Genomic DNA, 25,174 nt, shown 5'->3' on the forward strand with positions numbered 1-25,174 from the left:
GCGAGCGGAGGGGGATTTGACCTGATCGTGACCGGCCCGCCGGAAACCGCCCGCGGGCCGGAACCGGGCGGTCAGCCGGGGGTGTTCACCATCGAGGCGGCGGCGTACACGAGGTAGTCCCAGAGCTGCTTCTCCTGCGCCGCGGGCAGCTTCAGCTCGTCCACCGCCGCGCGCATGTGGCGCAGCCAGGCGTCGTGCGCCGCGCGGTCCACGGCGAACGGCGCGTGCCGCATCCGCAGCCGCGGGTGGCCGCGCTGGTCGCTGTACGTGCGCGGACCGCCCCAGTACTGGATGAGGAACAGCGTCAGCCGCTCCTCCGCCGGCCCGAGGTCCTCCTCGGGGTACATCGGGCGCAGCAGCGGATCCTCCGCCACGCCCTCGTAGAACCGGCGGACGAGGCGCCGGAACGTGTCCTCGCCGCCCACCTGCTCGTAGAACGTCCCTGGCGGCGGCGGTCCCACTGGAATCTCTGTCATCGCCTCCATGGTCTCATCCCGCCCGGCGGAGGACGGAAGTCGTAGGACCCGGACCCCGCCGGCGGGCGGGGGCGGGAGGCGCCGCCGTCAGCGCGGCCGCAGCTTCCGGGCGAAGTCCCGCAGGTCGGCGGTGAACAGGCCGGGCTGCTCGAAGGCCGCGAAGTGGCCGCCGCGCGGCTGCTCGGCCCAGTGCACCACGTTCCACTGGCGCTCGCTCCAGCGGCGCGGCGACCGGGTCTTCTCGTACGGGTAGAGCGCGATGCCGGTGGGCACCTCCACCCGGCGGTCCCACACGGCCGGGTCGGAGCCGTACGCCTCCGACTCCGCGTACAGCCGGGCGGCGGAGGTGGCGGTGCCGGTGAGCCAGTAGAGCATGACGTTGTCCAGCAGCCGGTCGAGCGTGAACGGCAGGCCCTCGCGGGTGTCCGACCAGGTGTGGAACTTCTCCAGCAGCCAGGCCGCCAGCCCGGCCGGGGAGTCCTCCAGCGCCGGGCCGACGCTGTGCGGCCGGGTGGCCTGCTGGAGGTAGTAGCCGTTGTCGGCGCCGTGGACGCGGGCGTGGTGCCGCAGCGCCTCGCGCTCCGCCGGGGTCGCCTCGGCGAGTGGGTCGTCCAGACCGGGCGGGGGCACCGCCCAGGGAAAGTTGATGTGGGCGCCGAGCAGCCGGCCGGGGTGGGCCAGGCCCAACTGACGTATGACGAAGGCACCCCAGTCCCCGCCCTGGGCGAGATAGCGGCGGTGCCCGAGCGCCTCCATGAGCGCCGCGAACGCCTCCGCGATCGCCGGGACGCCGGCGCCCGGCGCGGTGGTCGGCCCGGACAGCCCGAAGCCCGGCATCGACGGCAGCACCACGTCGAAGGCGTCCTCGGCCCGGCCGCCGTGCGCGACCGGGTCGGTCAGCGCGGGCAGGCAGTCGAGGAACTCCACCACCGAGCCGGGCCAGCCGTGACACAGCAGCAGCGGCGTGGCGCCCTCGTGCGGCGAACGCACCACGAAGGCGTGCACCCGCAGCCCCGCGAACTCGCCGGCGACCTGCGGCAGGGCGTTCAGCTCGGCCTCGGTGCGGCGCCAGTCGTAGCGGTGCAGCCAGTGCCCGACGAGCCGCCGCAACCACGGCTGCGGCGTTCCCCGGTCCCAGTCCTCGCCCGGCAGGTCGTCGCGAAACCGGGTGCGCGCGAGCCGCTCGCGCAGATCGGCCAGAGCCTCGTCGGACGTAGTGATCGTGAACGCACGCATCCGGGCATTCTCACCCGCCGCGTCCACGGCACGACGCCCCGCCCGGGGTGGGACGGCCGGGCCCGCGTGTTGGCCACCTGCGCCGCGCCGGTCCTGAGTACAGGCACTCAAGCCGGGACGCCGGTCCGCCCCTTACGTCGCGTCCCAGCGGAACAGGCGGTGGGCCAGGGCCGTGAACACCGCCGCCGTCAGCAGCATCACGCCCATCGCCGGCAGCGCGTCCGACCAGCCGCCGCCGCGGGTCAGCACGTCCTGCATCGCCTGCACCAGGTGCTTCAGCGGCAGCGCCTCGGAGATCGACCGCACCCACGGCGGCGCCCCGTCGAGGGGGAAGAACGAGCCGGACAGGAAGGCCATCGGCAGCACCGCGATCTGGGCGAGGCCGTTGGCGGCGTCCTCGGTCTTCGCCCACGCGCCGATCGCGAAGCCGATCGACATGAATGCCACGCTGCCGCAGGCGACCAGCGGGATCACCAGCCACCAGCTCCCGGTCAGCTTCAGGCCGTAGTACGGGAGGGTGGCCACCAGCAGGAAGATGGCGGTCTGGCAGAAGGCCAGCAGCATGCTGACGCCGAGGCGGGCGGAGATCACCGGGCCGGCGCGCACCGGGGCCAGCCACAGGCGCCGCAGGATGCGCTTCTTGCGCCAGTTGACCAGCCCGAGCGCGGCGCTGAACACCCCGCCCATCGCCACCGCCCAGCCCAGCAGGCCGGGGGTGAAGTACTGGATGGCCTGGATCGACTCGTCCTCGACCTGGCCGCCGGTCAGCGTGTACGCGGGCGGCTGCCCGGTCGCCGCGATGCTGGCGCGGTCCACGACGGACCGCAGGAGGCCGCCGACGTTGCCCGCCTGCACCGGGTCGGCGGCCGAGACGCGCATCTGGACCCGGCCGCCGGGCTCCTCCCACACGGCGGCGTCGGCGTCCCCGTCGCGTACCTTCGTCAGCGCCTCCGCACGGTCGCGGGTCTTCTCGATCTCCAGGACCTCGTCGAGGTCCGCGCGCTGCTTCGCGGGCATGTCGTCGAAGACCTCGACGGCGCCGACCTGCACCACCGTGGCGCGGGAGACGCCCGCGTCCTTGAACAGGGCGCCGAAGAGGGCGAGGAACATCAGCGGGAAGATCAGGATGAAGAACACCGACGCGCGGTCGCGGAGCAGCCCCAGCGCCATGGCCTTCGACAGGCTGACGAACGGCTTCACTCGCGGTACTCCCGCCCGGTCAGCTGGAGGAACACGTCCTCCAGCGAGTCCACCTCCAGCTGCGCGGCCAGCTCGGCGGGCGGCCCGATGCGCAGGATGCGGCCGGCGTCCATCACCGCCACCCGGTCGCAGAGCACCTCCGCCTCGTCCATGTAGTGCGTGGTCAGGACGACCGTGCGGCCCGCGGCGTTGATGCCGCGCAGCAGGTCCCACAGGTTGCGCCGGGCCTGCGGGTCGAGGCCGGTGGTCGGCTCGTCGAGGAAGACCAGCTCGGGGTCGTGCACCAGGGCGCAGGCGATCGACAGGCGCTGCGCCTGGCCGCCGGAGAGCTTGTCCTCGCGGGTGCCGGCCTTCTCGGTGAGGCCGACCTCGGCGAGCATCGCGTCGGCGCGCTCGTCGCTCACGCCGTAGAGGGAGGCGAAGGTGAGGATCTGCTCGCGGGCCGTCAGCTTCTCGAAGAACGCCGACGCCTGGAGCTGGACGCCCATGCGCCGCAGCAGCCCCGGGTTGCGCGGCCAGGACGGCTCGCCGAGCAGCAGCGCGCGGCCCTCGTCGGGGCGGCGCAGGCCCTCGACCATCTCCAGGGTGGTGGTCTTTCCGGCGCCGTTCGGGCCCAGCAGGCCGAAGAACTCGCCGGCGCGGACCTCGAAGCTGACGCCGTCGACCGCGGGTACGTCGCCGTAGCGCTTGCGCAGGTCGTGGACGGAGATCGCGGCGGTCATGGGGGCGACCCTAGCTCCGGAGCGGTCGCTTCGGCAGGGGTGGGGTGCCGGCAGCGCGGCCCGGGCGGGAACCGCCGCTTCGGGTGACACCGCGTCGGCGGCGTCCGGCTCAGCCTCGGGGGTGGCCGTGGGGCGCTGACGCCTCGTCTTCAAGGGCGTACGAGGGCGTACGGCGCCGGGGGCGGCGGTGGCGTACGGGATGGGGTCCGTACGGCATCGCCTCGGCCGGCCGGTTCCGGAACGTTTCAGCGCCGGGGCGGCCGGGTGGTGCGGGGTGGTGCGGGTCGTACCGGGTGGTGCGGGTCGTACGGGCGGGCCGCTAGCCGCGCTCGATGCGGATCGTCGTCCACGCCCCCACGTGCACCCGGTCGCCCTCCCGGAGCGGCACCGGGACGAAGGGCTGGATCGGGTCGGCCGCGCCGTTGACCGTCGTGCCGTTGGTGCTGTTCTGGTCGACGACCGCCCAGCCGCCCTCCGGCTGCTCGACGAGCACCGCGTGCTTGTGCGAGACGCCCGGGTCCTCCGGCGGGCGGGCGAGGTCGATGTCCGGGACCTCGCCGGTCGACTGCCGCTTGCGGCCGATCGCGATCTGCGGGCCGACCAGCGGCACCTTCTGCTCCGGCGAGTACGCCGGGAGGTTCAGCCCCTGCGCCTCGGGTCCGCTGCGGGTCATCATCGCAGTGAAGTACTCCCGGTCCGGCGCCACGACCGCGACCCAGCCCACCGGCTGCTGCGGCGGCCCCTGCCCGGGGAAGTGCTGCCCCTGCTGCTGCCCCTGCTGCGGAGGCGGCTGCGGCGGTGGCTGCGCCGAGCTGGGCGGGGTGATCACGAAGTCGCCGCCGCCGACCCGCGGGTCCGGCTGCGCCGGCGGAGGCGCGCCCGGGCCCGGCCCCGGCACCGTACCCGGACCGGGCGGCGGGGGCGGAGGCGGCGGCGCCTGCGCCGCGCCGGTGTCCGGGCCGAGCGGCTCGGAGCCGCGCTGGACCTGGGAGGAGCCCGACGGCTGGTACTGCAGCCCCTGCGGGTGCTGCGGGTGGAAGCCCTGCGAGAAGCCGGCCGCCGTCGCCGGCGGCACGTACGGCTGGGCACTCTGCGTGACGAAGTTGTACCGGCACTCCTCGCAGAACTGCGCCTGCCCCTCCCGGGGCGTGCCGCACGACGGGCAGGGCTGGGCGGCCTGGGCCGGCCCGCCGGCCGGGGGACCCGGGTAGCCGTAGCCCCCCGGGCCCGGCGGCGGGACCTGGGCGGCCGGCGGCGGGACGGCGCCGGGCATGCGGATGCCGCACACCTCGCACCAGTCCTCGGCTCCTGACGGGTGACCGTTCGGGCAGGTCGCCATCTCGGTGGATCCCCCTGTCTCGCTCTCGTCACTTCTTGACGCGGACCGTCTTCGTCGACCGCGTCTCCAGCGTCATCTCGTCGGCCTCCGCGACCTTGGGCTTCAGACGCACAGTACCGCTCGCGGCGTCGACGACGTCCACCACCTTCGACAGTAGCTTTGCGGTGTCCTCGTTGCCGGAGTCGTTCGCCAGCTGGACGGCGCGGCCCAGCTTGGCCGTGGCGCCGTCCATGTCGCCGGCCTTGCGGTCCTCCAGCCCCTCCTGGATGACGTGGGCCAGCTCGGCCTGCCCGGTGTAGTGCGCGACCTGCGGGTTGATCCGGGTCGAGGCCGCCATGTCGTCCGTCCACACCGCCCGGATGAGCCCCTGCGACAGCGTCTGCGCGCTGCCGTCGGGCTGCGGCAGGATCAGCGAAACCCGGGCCGCGAGCATCTCCTGGCCGACCGAGGCCGGGGGCACCTCCACGCAGACGTGGTAGTCGCGGGACTCGTCGCCCCACGAGCCGGTCGGGTAGTCGCCGGCCCGCGGGCCCGCCTCCGTACGCCGCTCGGTCAGCTCCTCGACCGTGGGCGCGACCTGCTTGACGAACTTGATCGCCGAGCCCTGCGGGGTCCACAGCCGCAGGGCCACGTCCGCGACCTCCTTGCCCATCGCGGTCTCCATCATCTGCGTGAAGTCCGCGGCCAGCCCGGCCGGGTCGGCGACGATGTCGGCGGTGCCGAGGAGCGCCGAGGCGATGCCGGTGACCTCCTTGACCTCCCAGTCCGTGCCGACGCCGCGGGCGTCGCAGGTGAAGCGGCCGGCGCAGGCGTCGAGGGAGGCGCGCAGGTCCTCCGGCGACTCGTGCTCGTTGCGGCCGTCGGTGAGCAGGATCCCGTGCCGGATCGCCACGTCGGCGGAGCCGAGGAGCTTGTCCGCGAGCCGCAGCCAGGTGCCGATGGCGGTGCCGCCGCCGGCGCTCAGCTTGCGCAGCGCCTCCTTGGCCTCGGTACGGGTCGTGGCGTCGGCGACCGCGAGCCGGCCGCCGCCGGGGTAGACCTCGCGCGCCACGTGGGTGCCGGCGACGACGGCGAACGCGACGCCGTCGCGTACCGTCTCGATCGCGGCGGAGGTGGCGTCGCGGGCGTTGCGCATCTTGGTGGGGGGATAGTCCATCGAGCCCGAGCAGTCGACCATGATCACCACGCCCGCGTCCGCGCCGCCGGCGGCGGACCCGGCGCCCGCCGGGGCGGCGGCGGGCAACGGCATGCCGCCGGTCGTGCCGCCGCCGGTCGAGGCGACGGTCACGATCGCGCTCACTTCCCGGCCGCCCTCGGGCAGGTACTCGTTCTGGTAGACCTCGACCGAGAACTCCGGCGCGTTCGACTTCGAGAAGTTGGCCATCTCGTCCCCTCCCACTGATGGTGATGAGAATCTATGTAGACAATTCATCGGGCAAGAGAGGCTGAACACGTTCCTTGCGCCGCCCCCCATGGCGGATCAGGCCACCCCGCGCCCCCCTTCCATCACGAAGGGCCTGCCCCGCCCGCCGGGCCGGGGAACGGGAGTACCGCCACTGTTACGTTGTCGTGGCCGCCGCCGTCCAGCGCGTGACCGACGAGCACCTGGGCCGCGTGCAGCGGCCGGGCCGCGGCGTCGGCCGGCACCGCGGCGGCCAGCTCGGCCGCCGCCTCGGCGTAGTTCCACAGGCCGTCGGTGCACACGATCACCACGCCCGGCCCGTCCGGCTTGAAGGACGCCGTGTGCGGGTCGAGTTCGTGCGCGTCCGCGCCGAGCCAGCCGGTGATCGCGTGCGCGCGCTCGTCGGCGTACGCGTCGGCCTCGTTCATCAGCCCGGCGGCGACCATCTGCGCCGCCCACGAGTCGTCCTCGGTGAGCCGGGCGGCGGGCGCGGCGCGGTCGTCCGGCACCCAGTACGCGCGCGAGTCGCCGACCCAGCCGACGGTCAGGATGCCGCCGGCGATCACCGCGCTGACGATCGTGCAGGCGGGGGCGTTCTGGTGGCTGAGTGGCGAGTGCTGCGCGGCCAGTTCGTTCACCGCACCGGCCGCGGCGAGCAGCGCCTCGTGCATCGCCTGCTGCGGGTGCAGCCCGCGGCCCAGCGTGCCCTTGAGCGCCGTGCCCGCGGCGCCGCTGGCGGCGGCGGACGCCTCGTCCGGGCGGCTGGCGGAGGACACGCCGTCGCAGACGACGGCGACGGTCGCGGGGGCGCCGTTGGGCAGGGCCGCCCCGGCGATGGCGAAGAAGTCCTCGTTGCGGTGGTGGCGCAGGCCCCGGTCGGTGACCGCGGCGACGCCCTCGGCCTCCTGCTCCATGTGGTCGCGCTCGCGCGGCTGTGCGTGGCCGCAGCGTTCGCAGTAGCCGTCGGTGTCGATCGCGCCCGTACGGCACGCGATGCAGCGCCGCCCGGCCGGCACCGGCCCGGCGGCCCCGGCAGACTGCGCCGGGTCGGCCGCCCCGGCGGCCGTGCCGAGGGCCGCCCGCGGGTCGGCGCCCTGCGGCGCGGCCGGCTCGGCGATGCGGTAGTGCTCGGGGTCCTCCTCGGGCGCGTCGAGCAGGAACTCGCCGCTGTCGCCGGCCCCCTGCGGTACGTCCCCGGGGCCCGCGATGCGGTAGCTGCCGGTGCGCTGCGCCGCCGAGGGGCCGTCCGGCCCGGCCGCCGGCTCCCCGGGCACGGGCGGCGTCCCCGCCGGAGCGCCCGGCGGCGTACCCGCCGGGGCCGCCGCGGGACCGGCGCCGTTCGACCCGGCCGCGGGCTCCGCCGCCGCCGGGGCGGGCGCGGGCGCGGCGAGATCCGCGCCGCACGCCCCGCAGAACAGGTCACCCGCCTCCAGCGGCTCCTCGCACGAGGGGCACGCGCTCAGTTGGGATACGGGAGGTGTGTTCGCCATGGGCTTTCCTCTCATACCCAGGTCTTCGGCCGGTAGCGGTTGGCCCGTTCGACCATGTCGATCCGCTCGTGACCGTGCTGCGCGAGCCGGGCCAGCACCCGGAAGGAGTTTTCCAGACCGAGCCGCAGTCCGTTCTCGTCCAGCGCGCAGCCCAGCAGCGGCTGCTGCCCACCGTACGGGCCGGCGGGCGCGCCCGGGCCGCCCGGCCCGGCCGTACCCGCACCGGCCCCGGTGCTGCCGGTCAGCACCCAGTCCAGCGCACTGCCCAGGACCTCGGTGGACAGCTTCGCCCGGCGGCCCGAGTCCAGGCCCACGTCCTGTAGCCGCTCGACCTGCGCCCCGGCCGCCTGGAGGTCGTTGAGCAGCGGCTCCTGCGGGGCCCGCTGCCGCAGCCGGGCTCTGATCGCGGCCACCCGCGCGGCGGTGTAGTGGATGGACGCCTCCGGTACGGACTCCAGCGCCCGTACCGCGCCGGGCCGGTCGGCGGCGGCGAGCCGCACCCGGGCGAGTCCGAACGCGGCGCTGACGTAGGCCGGGTCGGACGTCCACACCAGCCGGTAGTACTCGGTGGCGTTGTCCAGCTGGCCCAGCACCTCGGCGCAGATGCCCAGCGCCAGCTTCGGCGCCGGCTCGCCGGGGAAGGCGTCGTAGATCGCGTCGAACGACAGCGCCGCGGTCTCGAAGTCGCGGGTGGCCAGCGCCTGGAGCCCGCGGTACCAGACGATCCGCCAGTCGTCGGGGTGCTGCTCGCCCAGCTCGCTGAGCGCCGAGCCGGTCGCCGCCAGGTCGCCCAGCTCCAGGAGGGCGCGCACCCGGCGCAGTTGCAGCTCGACGGAGTCGGTCGGCGCGTTGGCCAGCGCGGCGGTCAGCTCCGCCGGCGCGGAGGCCATCAGACCGGCGAGGAAGCCGGCGTTGGGGTCGTTCGGGTTCACCCGCGGCACCGGCAGCGCCAGCGCCGCCGCGGGGGAGTCCAGCGGCAGCGTGTCGGCGATCTGCGCGGGCAGCGCCACCTGCGTGCCCATTCCCGGGCCGCCGGGCGGCAGCTGCGCCGGTACGCCCTGCGCGGGCGGCAGCGCCGGGGCGCCGTTCCCGGCCGCGGCCCGCGCCGCGCGTGCGCGCTTGCCGACCGCCCGGGCGCCGAGCTGCGACGTCTCGCCGGTCGCCGGCGGGAACAGCTCGGTGTCCACCACCCGCAGCTCCGGCCCGAAGAGGGTGGACAGCGCCGGCTGCGGCTTGCCCGTCTGCAGCGCCACGACCTCCCGCAGCACGCCCGTCAGCTGCTCGGACATCTCCGCGGCCGAGGCGAACCGGCGGGCCGGGTCGGGGTCGGTGGCGCGGACCAGCAGGCGGTAGAAGGACTCGTACCGGTGGAAGACGTCGATCGAGTCGGGGTCGGGCAGGCTGTCGACGAAGACGTTGGTGTAGCCCTGGAAGTCGAAGGTCAGCACGGCCAGCGTGCGGGCCACCGTGTACAGGTCGGAGGCGACGGACGGGCCGACGTCGGCGACCTCCGGCGCCTGGTAGCCGACGGTCCCGAAGATCGCCGACTCCTCGTCGTCCATGCGGCGCACCGCGCCCATGTCGATCAGCTTGAGCTGGTCGCCCTGCTGGATGGCGTTGTCGACCTTGAAGTCGCAGTACAGCAGGTTGCGGCTGTGCAGGTGCCCGAGCGCCTCCAGCGCCTCGATCCCGTACGCGCACGCCACCTCGACCGGCAGCGGGTCGCGCTTGCCGTCCGGCGTCCGCCGCTCGTTGGCGATCTCCTTCATCGACTTGCCGCCGACGTACTCCATGACGATGTAGCCGTCGAGGCTGCCGGTGCGCTGGTCGAGGTGCTCGACGAAGTTGTAGATGCGCACGATGCCCGCGTGCTCGATCTCCGCGAGGAAGCGGCGCTCGGAGACGGCGGCGGCGATGGCGTCCTCGTCGCCGGTGTTCAGCAGGCCCTTCAGGACCACCCAGCGGTCGGCGACCGCCCGGTCGATCGCCAGGTAGATCCAGCCCAGGCCGCCGTGCGCGAGGCAGCCGGCGACCTGGTACTGCCCGTGGACGATGTCGCCCTCCTGCAACTTCGGCACGAAGGAATACGGCTGGCCGCACTTGGTGCAGAAGCCCTCCGTACGCCCCGGCCGCCCGCTCCGCGAACGGCCCACCGGCGCGCCGCAGTCGCTCCGGCTGCAGTACCGCTTGCGCTCGGGCACCTCGGGGTTCTCCAGCACCGCCGTGCGCGGGTCGGGCCGCGGCACCTCCGGCACCGACACCAGGCCCGCGCCCAGCCTGCCGCGGGAGGCGACCGCGGACGTGCGGGAGCTCTTGACCGAGACGGAACGCCCCGTCGACTCGCCCGTCAGCGCGCGCGACAGCCGCCCGGAGACCGACCGGCGCGACGCCCGCGAACTGCTCCGGGACGTGCTGCCCGACCGGCCCGACGCACTGGAGCCGCTCGACGAGCTGCCCCGGCTGCCGCGACGGTGCCCGGTGACCCCGGTGGGCGCCGAGCCGACGACGCCGTCCGGCGAGACGACGGGGGCGAGGCCGCAGGTGTCGCAGTACAGCTCGCCGCCGCCGACGTCCTCGTACGTGCCCCCGCAGCCCGGCCGCTGACATGCCTGCGCGTTGCTCATGACTCCCCCAACTCCGTTCCGTCCAGCCTCACGCCGTGCCTCCGGGGCCTCCGGGGCGGTCGACCGGGCCCGCCAGCACCTCCGCCGTGGCCCGCTGATAGCGCAGCACCGCCTGCTCCGCCGCGATCAGGTCGCAGGGCGCCGACCACAGCAGCCGGCGCGCCGCGTCGTACCGCTCCACCAGGATGCGGTCCTCGGCGAAGCCGTGCCGGGCCGCCTTCGCCTTGTACGCGTCCAGCCGGCCGCGCAGCTCCGCGCGGACGGCCAGCGGCGCGGTCACCGCGGTCAGCGACTCCCGCGCCCGCAGCAACTCCTCCTCGGCCCGCTGCTCCAGGCTCTCCAGCAGCGGCGACAGCCGGTGCCACTGGGCCCGCCGGCGGAAGTCGACCGCGTTGGCCAGCTGCTCGTTCAACGCGGTCGGCGGGCCGCTGACCGCCGGGACCTCGGACGCCGCGATCTTCGCCAGCACCTCCCCGCGCGCCCGGCGGGCCTCGCCCAGCGTACGGTCCGCGCGCGACAGCACGTCCCGTACCCGGATCAGCCGCTCCTCCGCGTCCTGCCGCACGTGCAGCACGGCGTCGATCTCCCGGCGCACGTCCTCCAGGCCGCGGGCCGCCGCGTCGTAGCGCGCCGTGTCCGGCGTGCCGCCGCCGGGCGCCGCGCCGCGGCTGCGCCCCGCGGGCCGGGACCAGAACGCCAGCGGGTCGCGGACCACCTCGTCGCGCAGCGAGGACAGCTCCGCGGTGATCCGCTCCAGGTCGTCGCCCGCCGGGTGCTCCCCGGGGCGGACGCCGACGGACTGGGCCAGCGACCGGGTGCGCTGGAGCTCGGCGGCGAGCAGGTCGATGCGCGCGGGCAGCGCCGACCACACGGAGTCCGCCGCCGCGACGACGTCGATCACCTCCGCGTACCACCGGTTCATCCGCTCCACCAGCTCGTCCAGCTTCAGCGACTCCGCCAGCCGGGCCGGGCCGCCCGTCAGCGACGCCGGATAGCCGCCGGCGGCCCCGGGGGACGCCTGGGCGGCGCCGGGCGCGATGGTCACGCCGTGGTCGCGCAGCAGCGCCGTCAGCTCGGCCAGCTCCGCGGCGCCGGGGGAGCGCCGGCGGGCGCGGATCTCGCGGGCCGTGGCCAGCGCGCCGGTGTACGCGTCGAAGTGCGCCCACAGCAGCGAGATCGCCTGCTCGGCGGCGGCCCAGCGCTCCTTGGTCGTACCGGACAGCTCGGCGCCCTCCAGCAGCCGGCGTCCCGCGTGGTCCTGGAGTGCGAGCAGCGAGGTCTCGACCGCCTCGTGCTCGGCTCCCAGACGCGCAAGCGCACGATCGACCTCCTCGCGGTCCATCGAACCCCGTGGCGGGAGCGGCATCTGTTTCCCTCCGTGCTGCCGTGCTCTGCCCGTTGACTTCTGTTGTCGCCTGTCTCTGCCCGCGTCCGCTCAGTCCTTGTACTTCGGGGCCGGCGGACCGTCGATGCCCGGCATGTCGTCGGCCAGCCACTCCTGGTACGCGTCCTGCCAGCGCCCGTCCTTGCGGTAGTCCTCCAGCAGCTTGTTGACCCTGCGCACCAGGTCGTGGTCGTCGATGTTCATCGCCACACCGTAGGGCTCGGGGCGGTTCAGGGTGCCGACCAGCTTCATCGACGGGTCCTGCGCGGCCTGGCCGGCCGCCAGCGCGTTGTCGGTGACGACCGCGTCGGCCTTACCGAGCTGTACCCGCACCAGGCAGTCGAGCTGGTTCGGCGCCAGCTTGACGTCCGCGCCGTAGCCGCCCTCCTCCAGGGCGCCCTGGCCCGTGGAGCCCTCGGCGGTGCAGACGCGCTTGCCGTCCAGGCTCTCGTCGAAGCCGGTGATGTCCGAGCCCTCGGGCGCGAGCACCGCCTGGTCCCCGGTGAAGTACTCGGTGGAGAACGCCACCTGCTCGATGCGCTCGCAGTTGATGGTCATCGTGCGCACCACCATGTCCACCCGCTTGTCCTCCAGCGCCGGGATGCGCTCGCTGGTGGGGATGGAGCGGAAGACGACCTTGCTCTCGTCGCCGAGGATCTCCCCGGCGATGGCCCGGGCCAGGTCGATGTCGAAGCCCTCCAGCTTGCCGGTGAGCGGGTTGCGGTAGCCCCACTGAAAGCTGTTCTGGTCGACGCCCACGATCAGGCGCTGGGGCTCCCGGTCCCTGATCCGCTGGACGCCGTCGCCCGAGGCGGTCGCGGACGGCCGCAGGCTCGCCTCCGGCGTCTCGCACTCCTCCTGGTCCGCCTTGGCCGCCTTCGCCGGCTGAGCCGCGACCGCACCGCCGGCGGCGCGGTCGTCCGCCCGCGGGTCCTGCCGGTCGTCGCCGGCGAGGCCGGGCAGCAGGGCGGCGGTCAGGGCGACGGCCGCCGCCGTCCCGGCCACGCCGCCCCAGCCGCGCAGGCTCCGCCGCCTCGTCCGCCGTGTCTTCGGTGCTCCCGCTGTCCGCACAGCTGCCTCCCCCTCCGCCGTCACCGGTACTCCGAGAGCCTGCGCCCGATGCCGAACACCGCGCCGGCGGCGCCCAGCACGCCGAGCACCGCGGCGCCGATCCACAGGCCGGAGAGCGCCCCGCGGCCGTCCTCGGCCGCCCGGGTGAACTCCCGCTGCTCGTGCTTCAGGGCCGCGACGAGGCTGTCGTCGACCTGGTCGAAGAACTCGCTGGTCGACTCCTCCCCGCCGCCGCCGATGACCATGTCCTTCGCGGCCTCGTAGTCGCCCGCGACGTTCTTGTCCTGCGCCTCGTCGTGTATCTGCCGCCACTCGCGTACGTTCGCCATGGCCTCGACGACGGGCTTCTCGCCCTCGTCGTCGTCGGCCAGCTCCATGGCGCGGCCGAGCATGCTGCCCGCCGGCGCCGCCTCGGCGCCGGCGTTCTTGCCGGCCAGCTCCTTCATGCTCGTGAGGTAGCTGGCCTCGTACGTGTCGACGCCCTCGTCGTTGGTGACGGAGCCCCGGTTGACGTACGTCAGGTTCTCGTCGGCCCGCGCCTTGAGGGTGTTGATCCGCGCCTCGTTGAGGGCGTGGAGCGACTGGGCACCGTGCCGGTCGGAGTCGCCGAGGCCGGAGCGGGCCAGGGAGTGCCCGACGGCCAGCCAGAGCAGCACGGCCGCGGTGGCGGCGGTGGCCGCCAGCATGCCGTGGTTGAACACCCGGTTCGTCCGGCGGAAGTGGCGGTGCTGCGCCCAGCCGAGCACCCCGACCGCGAGCAGTCCGCTGACCAGCGCCGCCCACGGCCAGCCCCGGGCGTCGGCGTAGTCCTGCTCCAGCTGGGCGGTCTCCGCGCGGTACAGGTCACGGGCGGCGGGCAGCAGCTTGTCGCGCATCTGCTCGTCCGCGTAGCGCAGGTACGCGCCGCCCAGCGGGAGGCCCTGGCGGTTGTTCGCGCGGGCGGTCTCGACGAGCGAGGTGTAGACCGGAAGCGCCTTGTTCAGCTGCTCGATCTCCTCCTGCGCGTCCCCGGCGCCCTCGGAGTTGGCCGCGGCCCGCACCAGCAGCTCCGACGCCCGCTCGATGTCCGCGTCGTACCGCTCGCGCACCTTGCGCGGCTCCTGCCCGCCCTCCAGGAAGCCGGTGGCCGCGGTGGTGTTGGCGTCGGCGAGGGAGCGGTAGATCTCGGCGGCGTCCGCGCTCAGCGGCTGGCTGCGGTGGACGACGTCGTCGGCCGCCGCCGACCGGGCGGACACCTGCCAGGCGGTGAGCGCGCCGAAGAGCACGACCAGCGCCGCCAGTACGGCGCCGATGATCCGCAGCCGCCCCGGCTCGGTGGTCGCGGCGGCGCGCAGCCGGTCGAAGCCCTCGGCGAACGCGGAGCGCCGGGCCGGCGGCACGGCGGGCGGCGGCGGTGCGGCGGAGCCGCCCGCGGGGGAGCCCGCTGCCGGCCGCGGCGGGCCGTCCGGCGCGACCTGCGCGGGAAACGCGGGCGCGCTCTGGTGCTCCGGCGGCGCGGCGCTGCCGGCCGGCGGCGGGTACGTCACGTGACCTCCCCCTGGGTCGCTGGCTGTTCGCCCGGTGCGTGGGCGGGTCCAGTCCGTCCCGGGCACCGTCGGCAAGTATGGCGGCCCGTGCCGACCGTCACACCGCGATTCCCGGGATCTTGTTCGGATCGGTACCGTAGCGCGCTGCCGAGCGGGCGTCCGGCCCCCATCCTGCCCTTCTTCACGCGCGGCGCACCCGTTCGGTTCCGGTTCCGACCGGCTTGCGCGCCCCCGGGGGAGGGACGGGGCGCGGGCGCCGCCCGGGGCGGCTCGGGGGCGGCGCCGGGGGTGCGCCGGGCATAACAAAGGCCCGGGTCTAGGCAGAGATGCCGTCGATCCGGGCCAGGGCCTCGTCCGCGCCGTATGGCTGCAGGTAGGGCAACCAGCGCGGGTCCCTATGCCCCGTGCCGATGATCCGCCACGCCAGTCCGGACGGCGGGGCCGGCTGATGGCGCAACCGCCAGCCCAGCTCGTGGATCGGCCGGTCGGCCTTCACGTGGTTGCAGCGGCGGCAGGCCGCCACGACGTTGTCCCAGCGGTGCTGGCCGCCGCGGCTGCGCGGGATGACGTGGTCGACGCTGGTGGCCACCGCGCCGCAGTACGCGCAGCGCCCGCCGTCGCGGGCGAAGAGCGCCCGGCGGGTGAGCGGAACGGGCCCCCGGACGGGGACCCGTACGAACCTCTGCAGCCGCACCACGCTTGGCGCCGCTATCACCCTTGTGGCGCTGTGCAGGAATGCTCCGGAATTCTCCAGGCTCACGGCCTTGCCGTTCAGCACCAGGATGAGTGCGCGGCGCAGTGGCACGACGCCGAGCGGCTCGTATGAAGCGTTGAGGACGAGGACGTGCGGCACGGGGCCTCCTTGTACGCCGGCGGCGCGTGGCTTGCGCCGGGACGATCTGGTCAACAGTGTGTCCTGCACCCCCGCCTGCGCGCCAGCCACGATCAGGTAAACGGGCCAACCGCCCGGCAAGGTTCCACGGCCGCCCCCGAGAAGGTGATCCCCCCGCCGGCCCCGCCCTACGCCTGGCCACCGGGGGCGTGACCGGACCGGGACACGGGGCGGCGCACTGCCCCGCGCGCCCCCCGGGCCGGGCGCCGCCGGGACGGGGAAGGGGCAGGCCGGAGCGCCGGGTAGGGTCGGGGGGTACCCCACGCCGCGGGACGCAGGGGGAGCGTCCGCCTGTGAACGGAAGGTTCCACGCCCGTGCCCGCCACCCGCCTTCCGGCTGCCGCGAGCCCCGCCCCGTCGTTCGAGGAATCGCGCGAGAAGGCGGAGGAGACGGCCGGCTGGATCCAGGACAACTGGACGTCGTGGCTCGGCGTGGGCCTGCGCATCCTCCTCGTCCTCGTCATCGCGTACGTGCTGCGCCGCGTGGTCCAGCGCATGATCACCAGGCTGATAGCGCGGATGACGCGCACCGCCGACGCCGTGGACGGCACCGCGCTCGGCGGGCTGCTGGTCAACCACGAGAGACGCCGGCAGCGGTCCGAGGCGCTCGGCTCGATCCTGCGCAGCGGCGCCTCCTTCCTGATCCTCGGCACCGCCGCTCTGACCATCCTCTCCGCGCTGGAGATCGACCTGGCGCCGCTGCTCGCCAGCGCCGGCGTCGCGGGCGTCGCCATCGGCTTCGGCGCCCGCAACCTGGTGATGGACTTCCTCTCCGGGATCTTCATGCTCGTCGAGGACCAGTACGGGGTCGGGGACACCATCGACGTCGGCGAGATCACCGGCGAGGTGATCGAGGTCGGGCTGCGGGTGACCAAGCTGCGCGGCGACAACGGAGCGATCTGGTACATGCGCAACGGCGAGGTCAAGCGCATCGGCAACCTCAGCCAGGGCTGGGCCACGGCCTCGGTCGACGTGCCGGTGCCGGCCGGCGAGGACCTGGACCGGGTGCGCGCCGCGGTCGTCGCGGCCGGCGAGGAGCTGGGCGGCACCGAGCCGTGGACCGAGGAGCTGTGGGGCGAGGTCGAGGTGCTGGGCCTGACCTCCGTCGCGCAGGGCACGGCGACGCTCCAGGCGCAGGTCAGGACCGCGCCGGGGAAGTCCCTCGGGGTCGAGCGCGAGCTGCGCTGGCGGATCCGGGAGACGCTGCTGGCGGCCGGGATCGTGATGTCGGACCTGCCGCCGGGCACCGTGATGGCGCCGCGGCCGGCGGACTCCGCGGTGCCGCGGCAGCAGCCGGGCTCCGGCGGCGGTGGTGGCGGTGGCGGTGGTGGCGGCGGGGAGTAGCCCGCCCCCGGGCCGCCGGCCGGCGGCGGCCCGGCCGTGACCCGTATCGCGCCCACCCTCTTGACGTGCTCCGTCCGCGGCATTAGTTTCGCCGCACTCCGATAGGAAACTTTCCTAACCATCCCGTAGCGGCAAGCTGTACGGCACGGATCCGGATCGGTGAGAGGTGACGCCCATGGCCGGTGGCCCGGGGACGCTGCGCGCGATGAACGACCGCGCGGCGCTGGACCTGCTGCTGGAGCACGGCACGCTCTCGCGCACCCGGCTCGGCAAGCTCACCGGGCTGTCCAAACCGACCGCCTCGCAGCTGCTCGCCCGGCTGGAGGCGGCCGGGCTGGTGATCGCGACCGGCACCAGCGAGGGCAGCCCGGGCCCCAACGCCCAGCTGTACGCACTCAACCCCGCCGTCGCGCACGTCGTCGGGCTCGACGTCAGCGCCGCCCGGATCCGCGCGGCCGTCGCCGACGTCACCGGCCGCACGGTCGGCTCGTACGAGCTGACCACCGGCAAACGCGCCGGCGGCGCCGCGGCGGAGGGGACCGTGCGCCGCGTCGTCCGCGCCGTCGACGGCGCCGCCAAGGACGCCGGGCTCACCCGCGCCGAGCTGCACCGCGCCGTCATCGGCACCCCCGGCGCCTTCGACCCCGGCACCGGCCGCCTGCGCTACGCCTCCCACCTGCCCGGCTGGCACTCCCCGACGCTGCTGGAGGAGCTGGCCGCCGCCCTGCCCATGCCGCTGGCGTACGACAACGACGTGAACCTCGCCGCCGTCGCCGAGCAGCGCCGCGGCGCCGCCCGCGGCCACGACGACTTCGTGCTGCTCTGGAACGAGGAGGGCCTCGGCGCCGCCGTCGTCATCGGCGGCCGGCTGCACCGCGGCGGCACCGGCGGCGCCGGCGAGGTCGGCTTCCTGCCGGTGCCCGGCGCCACCCTCGTACGCCAGGTCACCCGCGCCAACAGCGGCGGCTTCCAGGAGCTCGCCGGCGCCCAGGCGCTCGCCCCGCTCGCCCGCGAGCTGGACCTCGTCCCCGAGCGGGGGCCCTACGCCGAGGTCGCCGCCGAACTCGTCGCCCGCGCCGCGGCCGACCCGGACGACCCCCGCCACGCCGCACTCCTCGACCGCTTCGCCCAGCGCCTCGCCGTCGGCCTCGCCTCCGTCGTCGCCGTCCTCGACCCCCAGCTGATCGTGCTCTCCGGCGCCGTGCTGGCCGCCGGCGGCGACCGGCTGCGCGGGCTCGTCCAGGCGGAGCTGGCCGAGCTGGCCGCGCCCCGGCCGCGCCTGGTGACCGGTGCGGTCGAGCGGCACCCCGTCCTCACCGGCGCGCTGGAGAGCGCGCTCGCCGCCACCCGCGACGAGGTCTTCGACACCACCGTCCGCTGACCCCCGCCGACCCCGACGACCCCCGGCCGGAGTGCGCCCGGCCCGTCCCGCCCGTACCGCCCACCACCCACCCGGCTCCGTCTTCCCGCCAGGAGGTACGTCCACCATGCCCGCAACCCGCCCACGCGCCCGCGCCGTCACCGCGGTCGCCGCCGGGGCCGCGCTGTCCCTCTTCGCCGCCGCCTGCACCGGAAGCAACGACTCCGGCGCCGCGAACGACGACCCCGACGCCGAGGTCACGCTCACGTTCTGGCACGGCTGGAGCGCGCCGTCGGAGGTCGAGGCGATCGAGGCCAACATCGAGGCGTTCGAGAAGAAGTTCCCCAACATCACCGTGGAGGCCGTCAAGGGCGTCAACGACGACAAGCTCAACCAGGGCCTGCGCGCCGGCGGCGACAACGCGCCCGACGTCGTGTCCTCGTTCACCACCGACAACGTCGGCCGCTTCTGCTCCTCGAACGTCCTCGCCGACCTCGCCCCGTTCCTGGAGAAGTCCGGCATCGACCCGGACAAGACCTTCCCGGCGCCGATGCTCGACTACACCCAGTACGAGGGCAAGCGCTGCGCCCTGCCCCTCCTCGGCGACGCGTACGGCCTCTACTACAACAAGGACGCCTTCGCCGAGGCCGGCATCGACGCCCCGCCGAAGACCCTCTCCGAGTTCGAGAAGGTCGCGAAGAAGCTCACCAAGCCCGACGGCGACGGCTACGAACAGCTCGGCTTCATGCCCAACTACCAGGGCTACGAGACCACCGTCGAGCACTACGGCGGCCAGTTCGGCGTCACCTACTTCGACGCGGAGGGCAACGCCAACGCCGCCGAAGACCCCAGGATGACCGAGCTGTTCGAGTGGCAGAAGAGCATGGTCGACTCCCTCGGCGGCTTCGAGAAGCTGCGCAGGTACCGGAACACCTTCGGCGACGAGTGGGGCGCCAAGCACCCGTTCCACACCGGCCAGGTCGCCATGCAGATGGACGGCGAGTGGCGCGGCAAGATGGCCGCCGACGCCGGCGTCGACTTCGAGATGGGCGCGGCGCCCTTCCCCGTACCCGACGACCAGGTGGACTCGTACGGCAAGGGCTACCTCTCCGGCACCATCACCGGCATCGCCGCCACCAGCGACAAGAAGAACGCCGCCTGGGAGTTCGTGAAGTACCTGACGACCGACACCGACGCCGTCGTGAGCTTTGCCAACGCCATCCACAACGTGCCCTCCACGCTGGCGGCGCTGAAGTCCCCGAAGCTCAACGACGACCCCGTCTACCGCACGTTCGTCGACATCGCCCAGCACCCGGAGTCCAGCCACGCGCCGCCCTCGAAGAACGGCGGCGCCTTCCTGCTCACCCTCCAGGACTACGGGCTGAAGTACGAGAAGGGCGCCGAGGACGATCTGCAGGCCCTGCTGGAGCAGGCCGACGAGCAGATCGACAAGGACAACGCGCAGGCCGGCTGATGCCCGCCGCCGTCTCCACCCTGGGTGCGCGGCGCCGCCGCGCGGCGCTGCGCACCTTCGGGTTCCTCTCGCCCTGGCTCATCGGCTTCAGCGTCTTCTTCGCCTACCCGCTCGGCGCCACCGTCTACTTCTCCTTCATGAAGTACGACGGGTTCACCGACCCCGTCTGGGTGGGCCTGAAGAACTGGCGCTACGTCCTGTTCGACTACCCCTTCTTCTGGCCCGCCCTGACCAACACCCTGTGGCTGGTCGCCGTGATGGTCACCCTCCGGGTGATCTTCGGTCTCGGCATCGGCCTGCTCATCACCAAGGTCAAGACCGGCGCGGGCCTCTTCCGCACCCTGTTCTACCTGCCGTTCCTGGCCCCGCCGGTCGCCGCCACCATGGCCTTCGTCTTCCTCATGAACCCCGGCACCGGACCGGTCAACACCATCCTCGACCGGATCGGCCTGGGCGAACCCGCCTGGTTCAACGACCCGCAGTGGTCCAAACCCGCGCTGACCATCCTCGCGCTGTGGACCGTCGGCGACCTCATGGTCATCTTCATGGCCTCGCTGCTGGACGTGCCGAAGGAGCAGTACGAGGCCGCCGAGCTGGACGGCGCCGGCGCGTGGGCGCGGTTCCGGTACGTCACGCTGCCGAACATCCGGCCCGTCGTGCTCTTCGCCGTCGTCACCGGCGTGATCGCGACGATGCAGTACTACACCGAGCCCATCGTCGCCGCGAAGGTCGCCAGCGGCGTCATCGGCGGCTCCGGCCAGCACTTCGAGCCCGGCTACCCGGAGAAGTCGACCCTCACCGTCCCGCAGAGCGTCTACCACCTCGGCTTCCAGCGGTTCGACACGGGCGCGGCGTGCGTCGTCGCCCTCGTGCTCTTCGCCCTCGCGATGGCGTTCACCTATGTACTGATGCGCCGCGGCAGCGGCTTCCTCAAGGAGGACGACTGATGGCGACGGCAGACCTGGCCCGGGGGAAGCGCCCGGCGCCGGCCCGGCAGGCGCCGGCGCGGCGGGCGAACGCCCGGGCGCGCCGCCGGGAACTGCTCAACTGGGTCGCGGTGCACGCCCTGGCGATCGCCGCGTCGCTGTTCTTCGTGCTGCCGTTCGTGTTCGTCTTCCTCACCGCGGTGATGAGCGACGACCAGGCGCTGACCCGGGCGCTGTGGCCGCGCACCTGGGAGTGGGGCAACTTCGGCACGGTCTGGGAGACCCCCGGCTTCCTCACCTGGTGGCGCAACACGCTGCTCTACGCGGGCCTGGGCACCCTGCTCGCCGTCGGCTCCAGCCTCCCGGTGGCGTACGCGCTGGCCAAGTTCCGCTTCCGCGGCCGGAACCTGGCGATGATGATGGTCATCGCCGCGATGATGCTGCCCCCGCAGGTCGTCATCGTGCCCATGTACCTGTTCTGGTCCCGGCAGATGGACCTGACCGGCACGCTGTGGCCGCTGATCATCCCGTTCGCCTTCGCCAACCCCTTCAGCGTCTTCCTGCTGCGGCAGTTCCTGCTGACGATCCCGCGCGAATACACCGAGGCCGCGCGCATCGACGGCTGCGGCGAACTGCGCACGATGCTGCGCATCGTCGTGCCGATGGCGAAACCCGCCATCGCCGCCGTCGCCCTGTTCCACTTCTTCTACTGCTGGAACGACTACTTCGGCCCGCAGATCTACGCCTCCGAGGACCCGGGGTGGTGGACGCTGAGCTACGGGCTGGAGTCGTTCAAGGGCGCCCACCAGACCGACTGGAACCTCACCATGGCCGCCACCGTTCTGGTCATGGCCCCGGTCATCGTGGTCTTCTTCTTCGCCCAGAAAGCCTTCATCGAGGGCGTCACCCTGACAGGAGTCAAAGGTTGAAACTCGTGGTGGTCGGCGGCGGATCGACCTACACCCCGGAGCTCGTCGACGGCTTCGCGCGACTGCGCGACACCCTCCCCGTGGACGAGCTGGTCCTCGTCGACCCCGCCGCCGAACGGCTGGAGCTGATCGGCGCCCTGGCGCGGCGGATGTTCGCCCGGCAGGGCCACCCCGGGCGCGTCGTCACCACCGGCCGGCTGGAGGAGGGCGTCGAGGGCGCCGACGCCGTGCTGGTCCAGCTGCGCGTCGGCGGGCAGGAGGCGCGGCAGCAGGACGAGACCTGGCCGCTGGAGTGCGGCTGCGTCGGGCAGGAGACCACCGGCGCGGGCGGGCTGGCCAAGGCGCTGCGCACGGTGCCGGTGGTGCTGGACATCGCGGAACGGGTACGCCGCGCCGCGCCGGACGCCTGGATCATCGACTTCACCAACCCCGTCGGCATCGTCACGCGCGCGCTGCTCCAGGCGGGCCACCGCGCGGTGGGCCTGTGCAACGTGGCGATCCATTTGCAACGGAAGTTCGCCGCGCTGCTGGATACGTCTCCTGAAGACCTCCATCTGGAACACGTCGGCCTCAACCACCTCACCTGGGAGCTGGGCGTACGCCTCGGCGGCCCCGGCGGCGCCGACGTGCTGCCGAAGCTGATCGCCGAGCACGGCGACCGGATCGCCGGAGACCTGCACCTGCCGCCGCAGCTGCTGACCCGGCTCGGCGTGGTGCCCTCGTACTACCTGCGCTACTTCTACGCCCACGACGAGGTCGTCCGCGAACAGCGCGAAGGCCCCTCCCGGGGCGCGCGGGTTGCCGAGATCGAGGCCGAGCTGCTGCGGATGTACGCCGACCCGGCGCTCGACACCAAACCGGAGCTGCTGGCGCAGCGCGGCGGGGCGTTCTACTCCGAGGCCGCCGTCGCGCTCGCCGCGTCGCTGCTGGGCGACGCGGCCGGCGCGGTCCAGGCCGTCAACACCGCCAACCGCGGCACCCTGCCGTTCCTGCCCGACGACGCGGTCGTCGAGGTCCAGGCCGAGGTCACCGCCGACGGCGCCCGCCCGCTGCCGGTCCCGGCGCTGGACCCGCTCTACGCGGGCCTGGTCGCGCACACGACGGCGTACGAGCGGCTGGCGCTGGACGCCGCCCTCCACGGCGGCCGCGAACGCGTGTTCCGCGCGCTGCTCGCGCACCCGCTGGTCGGCCAGTACGACCGGGCCGAGCGGCTGACGGACGCGCTGATCGGGCACAACCGGGAGCACCTGCCGTGGGCGTGACCGCGGCCGCCGTGCTGGCGATCGACGCGGGAAACAGCAAGACGGACGCGGCGCTGGTCGCCGCGGACGGCACGGTGCTGGGCCAGGCACGCAGCGGCGGCTTCCGGCCGCCGGCGACGGGGGTGACGGCGGCGGTCGAGGTGCTGGCGGAGGCGGTGGCGGGGGCGGTACGGAACGCCGGCGGCGGGCCGGGTACGCCGGGCGGCCCCGGGTCCGGTGCCGGACCCTCGGCCGAAGCCGGACCCGTCGCCGCGCACGTGTCCGCGTGCCTGGCCAACGTCGACCTGCCGGTCGAGGAGCGCACCATGGCCGCGGCGCTGGAGGCGCGCGGGTGGGGCCGTACGGTCACCGTCCACAACGACACGTTCGCGCTGCTCCGCGCCGGCCTCCCGGCGGGCGCCGAACCACGCGGCGTCGCCGTCGTCTGCGGCGCCGGCATCAACTGCGCCGGCCTCCTCCCCGACGGCCGCACCCACCGCTTCCCCGCCCTCGGCAAGCTCTCCGGCGACTGGGGCGGCGGCGCGGGCCTGGCGGCGGAGGCGATCTGGTACGCGGCCCGCGCCGAGGACGGCCGCGGCGAGCCGACCGCCCTGGCGACGGCGCTGCCCGCGCACTTCGGCCTGGCCACGATGTACGACCTCATCGAAGGCGTCCACCTCGGCACCGTCCCGGCAGCCCGCACCCAGCGGCTGGCCCCCCTGCTCTTCGCGGTGGCAGCGGCGGGCGACGCGGTGGCACGGTCCCTCGTGGACCGGCAGGCGGACGAGGTGGTCGCCCTGGCGGCGGTGGCGCTGGAGCGGCTCGGCCTGCTGGACGAGGAGGTGCCGGTGGTGCTCGGCGGCAGCGTCCTGGCCGCGGGCCACGCGCAGCTGGACGACCGGATCCGAACCCTGCTCACGGCCCGCGCCCCGAAGGCGGTCCCGAGAGTGGTGACGGCCCCGCCGGTCCTGGGCGCGGCGCTGCTGGGCCTGGACCGAACGGAGGCCCCGGAGGCGGCGAAGTCCCGTACACGGGCCCACTACGACTGAGCCCTGTCGAGAGGCGCCCCGCGAGCCGCCCCGGCCCCGGGGCGCCGGTGGCGGCGGGCGCTCGGGCCGGCGCGACGTAGATTGCGCGTACGCGGGCAGGAACGCCCCGAGCAAACGCGCGGTTTCGGATCCGTCGTGCCTGGCAAGCCACCCGCCGCGGCGGCTCGTCAGCTCACGTACGGATCGGTGTGGGCCAGGCCGTGGTCGATGCGCATGCGCAGTGCCGGATGGATCGGGTAGTCGTCCAGCGCGCCCGGGGCGACCCAGCGCACCTCCTGCGCCTCGGACGGCTCCGGCTGGACGCTGCCGCCGACCACGCGGGCGCGCAGGCAGATATTGATCGGCTGCCGCACCTCGTCCACCTGGTCATCGTGCAGGTAGACGATCACGTGGTCGGGTGTGGAGAACACCCCCACGAGGCCGGTCACCTCGACGTCGAGACCGGTCTCCTCCCGGCACTCACGTACACCGGCGTGGCCGACGGTCTCGCCCTTCTTCACGCCGCCGGTGGGGATGGTCCACAAGTCGTTGTCGACGCGGCGAAGGAGGAGCACGTGGCCGTCGTCGTCCTGCACGAACACCGACGCACTCGTCTTGCGACTGGTCGGCTTCGGCGCCTGCGGATCCCGCCAGTAGTCCACGCGCTTCGTCCTCTTGGCCACGATTACGCCTCCACCGTGGTCGGAGCCGGGCGGGCCGACGCCCACACCCGCTCGTACGATTCGACGTAGGTGTGGAAGTACCGGCCGTCGATGCGCCTCAGATGCAGTACCGGGGTGTGCGCGGCGAGCACACCGTAGGCGTGCACGTTGACGATCATGTCGTCGTCGAATCTGTAGATCGAGTTGTACAGCGGGGTGTCGTGCAGCCGGAGCTCCGCCGAGTCCGGCATACGTTGCTCGTACGCGGACCGCACCGCGGCCACCCGCCCGGCGACACCGCCCCCGATCCGGTACTCACCGTCCCGCGCGGCGAGCTGCGTGCCGTCGGGGTCGCCGAGGAGGAGGCGCACCCGCACGCCGGCGCTTGCCTTCGCAGCCAGCGTGTCCAGCCACTCGGGATGCTCCTCCGTGAGGAACAGCCCCGCGAACGCGAGCAGGTCGACGTCACGCTGCGCGGCCCGCAGCAACTCCATCCATAGGTGCCGCGGGACCTCGCTGCGCCGCGGATACGTGGCAACCACTTCGGCGCCAGCGAGTGACGCGGTGTTCGTGGACTCGGGCCACAGATACGACTCCTCCTCGTGGAGGATCGCAGCCACCCGGTAACGGGTGCGCGGGTACGGGGCGGTGCCGGCGATCCAGCGTTCAACGGTCTTGGTCGAGACCTCGGCGCCGGCGGCGAGGCCGCCGATGTCGAGGTTGGCGCGGTGCATTGCCCTGCGCAGGCGTTCGTTCGTGCCCATACCGCACAGGATGACAGCAACCCGCGAGTGCGGACAGGCAGATGTCCGTAGATGTCTCACCGTGTCGGTGTGGTGTCCGTTGCG

At 74.0% G+C, this 25,174-nt stretch carries 21 protein-coding genes; 7 read left to right on the top strand and 14 right to left on the bottom strand.

Translation table 11 applies throughout. The features are described 5' to 3' along the window. Positions 1-71: 71 nt before the first annotated feature. The 12 genes from ACHZ99_RS21755 to ACHZ99_RS21810 all read right to left on the bottom strand — a co-directional run bounded on the left by ACHZ99_RS21755 (position 72) and on the right by ACHZ99_RS21810 (position 15,323). Positions 72-476, bottom strand: coding sequence for a globin (locus ACHZ99_RS21755; RefSeq protein WP_420306347.1), 405 nt, complete (start codon positions 474-476; stop codon positions 72-74). A gap of 87 nt (positions 477-563) precedes the next feature. Then, positions 564-1,712 (bottom strand): epoxide hydrolase family protein, encoded by a 1,149-nt coding sequence (locus ACHZ99_RS21760; RefSeq protein WP_420306348.1) that lies wholly within the window; start codon positions 1,710-1,712, stop codon positions 564-566. Positions 1,713-1,844: 132 nt separating this feature from the next. Then, complete coding sequence (locus tag ACHZ99_RS21765; RefSeq protein ID WP_420306349.1) at positions 1,845-2,912, bottom strand: ABC transporter permease; 1,068 nt, start codon at positions 2,910-2,912, stop codon at positions 1,845-1,847. Beyond that, positions 2,909-3,634, bottom strand: a complete 726-nt coding sequence (locus ACHZ99_RS21770; RefSeq protein WP_420306350.1) for an ABC transporter ATP-binding protein — start codon at positions 3,632-3,634, stop codon at positions 2,909-2,911. The genes ACHZ99_RS21765 and ACHZ99_RS21770 overlap by 4 nt, the downstream gene beginning before the upstream one ends. Before the next feature lie 319 nt (positions 3,635-3,953). Next, on the bottom strand, positions 3,954-4,973 hold the full coding sequence (locus ACHZ99_RS21775; RefSeq protein WP_420306351.1) for an FHA domain-containing protein: 1,020 nt from the start codon (positions 4,971-4,973) through the stop codon (positions 3,954-3,956). 28 nt (positions 4,974-5,001) lie between these two features. After that, positions 5,002-6,357: a vWA domain-containing protein gene (locus ACHZ99_RS21780; RefSeq protein ID WP_420306352.1), complete on the bottom strand. Its 1,356-nt coding sequence runs from the start codon at positions 6,355-6,357 to the stop codon at positions 5,002-5,004. 122 nt (positions 6,358-6,479) lie between these two features. After that, on the bottom strand, positions 6,480-7,865 hold the full coding sequence (locus tag ACHZ99_RS21785; protein ID WP_420306353.1) for a protein phosphatase 2C domain-containing protein: 1,386 nt from the start codon (positions 7,863-7,865) through the stop codon (positions 6,480-6,482). An 11-nt stretch (positions 7,866-7,876) separates the two neighbouring features. Further along, positions 7,877-10,489 (bottom strand): tetratricopeptide repeat protein, encoded by a 2,613-nt coding sequence (locus tag ACHZ99_RS21790; protein ID WP_420306354.1) that lies wholly within the window; start codon positions 10,487-10,489, stop codon positions 7,877-7,879. A gap of 28 nt (positions 10,490-10,517) precedes the next feature. Continuing rightward, positions 10,518-11,831 carry a hypothetical protein gene (locus tag ACHZ99_RS21795; RefSeq protein ID WP_420306402.1) on the bottom strand — a complete coding sequence of 438 codons (1,314 nt, stop codon included), beginning with the start codon at positions 11,829-11,831 and terminating at the stop codon, positions 10,518-10,520. Between the two features lie 93 nt (positions 11,832-11,924). Beyond that, complete coding sequence (locus ACHZ99_RS21800; protein ID WP_420306403.1) at positions 11,925-12,896, bottom strand: glutamate ABC transporter substrate-binding protein; 972 nt, start codon at positions 12,894-12,896, stop codon at positions 11,925-11,927. A gap of 68 nt (positions 12,897-12,964) precedes the next feature. Next, a complete protein-coding gene (locus ACHZ99_RS21805) occupies positions 12,965-14,470 on the bottom strand; it encodes a hypothetical protein (protein ID WP_420306355.1) in 1,506 nt (501 codons plus the stop codon). Between the two features lie 316 nt (positions 14,471-14,786). Next, positions 14,787-15,323 (bottom strand): HNH endonuclease, encoded by a 537-nt coding sequence (locus ACHZ99_RS21810; protein WP_420306356.1) that lies wholly within the window; start codon positions 15,321-15,323, stop codon positions 14,787-14,789. A 354-nt stretch (positions 15,324-15,677) separates the two neighbouring features. On the opposite strand from ACHZ99_RS21810, the gene ACHZ99_RS21815 reads away from it, so the two are divergent. The 7 genes from ACHZ99_RS21815 (at position 15,678) to ACHZ99_RS21845 (ending at position 23,685) form a co-directional block, all read left to right on the top strand. Then, positions 15,678-16,706, top strand: a complete 1,029-nt coding sequence (locus tag ACHZ99_RS21815) for a mechanosensitive ion channel family protein (protein ID WP_420306357.1) — start codon at positions 15,678-15,680, stop codon at positions 16,704-16,706. 175 nt (positions 16,707-16,881) lie between these two features. Next, positions 16,882-18,087: an ROK family transcriptional regulator gene (locus ACHZ99_RS21820; protein ID WP_420306358.1), complete on the top strand. Its 1,206-nt coding sequence runs from the start codon at positions 16,882-16,884 to the stop codon at positions 18,085-18,087. Between the two features lie 106 nt (positions 18,088-18,193). Further along, the gene (locus ACHZ99_RS21825) at positions 18,194-19,540 is read left to right on the top strand and encodes an ABC transporter substrate-binding protein (protein ID WP_420306359.1); all 1,347 of its coding nucleotides are present in this window, start codon (positions 18,194-18,196) and stop codon (positions 19,538-19,540) included. Beyond that, positions 19,540-20,487, top strand: a complete 948-nt coding sequence (locus tag ACHZ99_RS21830; protein ID WP_420306360.1) for a carbohydrate ABC transporter permease — start codon at positions 19,540-19,542, stop codon at positions 20,485-20,487. The genes ACHZ99_RS21825 and ACHZ99_RS21830 overlap by 1 nt, the downstream gene beginning before the upstream one ends. Then, a complete protein-coding gene (locus ACHZ99_RS21835) occupies positions 20,487-21,395 on the top strand; it encodes a carbohydrate ABC transporter permease (RefSeq protein WP_420306361.1) in 909 nt (302 codons plus the stop codon). Before ACHZ99_RS21830 ends, ACHZ99_RS21835 begins: the two co-directional genes overlap by 1 nt. After that, positions 21,392-22,657: a 6-phospho-beta-glucosidase gene (locus ACHZ99_RS21840; protein ID WP_420306362.1), complete on the top strand. Its 1,266-nt coding sequence runs from the start codon at positions 21,392-21,394 to the stop codon at positions 22,655-22,657. The genes ACHZ99_RS21835 and ACHZ99_RS21840 overlap by 4 nt, the downstream gene beginning before the upstream one ends. Further along, positions 22,648-23,685: an N-acetylglucosamine kinase gene (locus ACHZ99_RS21845; RefSeq protein WP_420306363.1), complete on the top strand. Its 1,038-nt coding sequence runs from the start codon at positions 22,648-22,650 to the stop codon at positions 23,683-23,685. The genes ACHZ99_RS21840 and ACHZ99_RS21845 overlap by 10 nt, the downstream gene beginning before the upstream one ends. A 167-nt stretch (positions 23,686-23,852) precedes the next feature. On the opposite strand, the gene ACHZ99_RS21850 is transcribed toward ACHZ99_RS21845, so the two are convergent. Together ACHZ99_RS21850 and ACHZ99_RS21855 are read right to left on the bottom strand one after the other, a co-directional pair. Then, a complete protein-coding gene (locus tag ACHZ99_RS21850; protein ID WP_420306404.1) occupies positions 23,853-24,350 on the bottom strand; it encodes an NUDIX domain-containing protein in 498 nt (165 codons plus the stop codon). Then, on the bottom strand, positions 24,350-25,090 hold the full coding sequence (locus tag ACHZ99_RS21855) for an XRE family transcriptional regulator (RefSeq protein ID WP_420306364.1): 741 nt from the start codon (positions 25,088-25,090) through the stop codon (positions 24,350-24,352). Before ACHZ99_RS21855 ends, ACHZ99_RS21850 begins: the two co-directional genes overlap by 1 nt. Positions 25,091-25,174 lie beyond the last annotated feature (84 nt).

Origin of the sequence: Streptomyces sp. MAR4 CNX-425, from assembly GCF_048656465.1 — a bacterium.
Lineage (GTDB): Bacteria > Actinomycetota > Actinomycetes > Streptomycetales > Streptomycetaceae > Streptomyces.

Excerpts from the sequence above, each read along its gene's own strand:
- ACHZ99_RS21855 (WP_420306364.1), bottom strand. The coding sequence starts at position 25,090 with ATGGGCACGAACGAACGCCTGCGCAGGGCAATGCACCGCGCCAACCTC.
- ACHZ99_RS21760 (WP_420306348.1), bottom strand. The coding sequence starts at position 1,712 with ATGCGTGCGTTCACGATCACTACGTCCGACGAGGCTCTGGCCGATCTG.
- ACHZ99_RS21755 (WP_420306347.1), bottom strand. The coding sequence starts at position 476 with ATGACAGAGATTCCAGTGGGACCGCCGCCGCCAGGGACGTTCTACGAG.
- ACHZ99_RS21780 (WP_420306352.1), bottom strand. The coding sequence starts at position 6,357 with ATGGCCAACTTCTCGAAGTCGAACGCGCCGGAGTTCTCGGTCGAGGTC.
- ACHZ99_RS21830 (WP_420306360.1), top strand. The coding sequence starts at position 19,540 with ATGCCCGCCGCCGTCTCCACCCTGGGTGCGCGGCGCCGCCGCGCGGCG.
- ACHZ99_RS21820 (WP_420306358.1), top strand. The coding sequence starts at position 16,882 with ATGGCCGGTGGCCCGGGGACGCTGCGCGCGATGAACGACCGCGCGGCG.
- ACHZ99_RS21775 (WP_420306351.1), bottom strand. The coding sequence starts at position 4,973 with ATGGCGACCTGCCCGAACGGTCACCCGTCAGGAGCCGAGGACTGGTGC.
- ACHZ99_RS21785 (WP_420306353.1), bottom strand. The coding sequence starts at position 7,865 with ATGGCGAACACACCTCCCGTATCCCAACTGAGCGCGTGCCCCTCGTGC.
- ACHZ99_RS21795 (WP_420306402.1), bottom strand. The coding sequence starts at position 11,831 with ATGGACCGCGAGGAGGTCGATCGTGCGCTTGCGCGTCTGGGAGCCGAG.
- ACHZ99_RS21835 (WP_420306361.1), top strand. The coding sequence starts at position 20,487 with ATGGCGACGGCAGACCTGGCCCGGGGGAAGCGCCCGGCGCCGGCCCGG.
- ACHZ99_RS21825 (WP_420306359.1), top strand. The coding sequence starts at position 18,194 with ATGCCCGCAACCCGCCCACGCGCCCGCGCCGTCACCGCGGTCGCCGCC.
- ACHZ99_RS21790 (WP_420306354.1), bottom strand. The coding sequence starts at position 10,489 with ATGAGCAACGCGCAGGCATGTCAGCGGCCGGGCTGCGGGGGCACGTAC.
- ACHZ99_RS21770 (WP_420306350.1), bottom strand. The coding sequence starts at position 3,634 with ATGACCGCCGCGATCTCCGTCCACGACCTGCGCAAGCGCTACGGCGAC.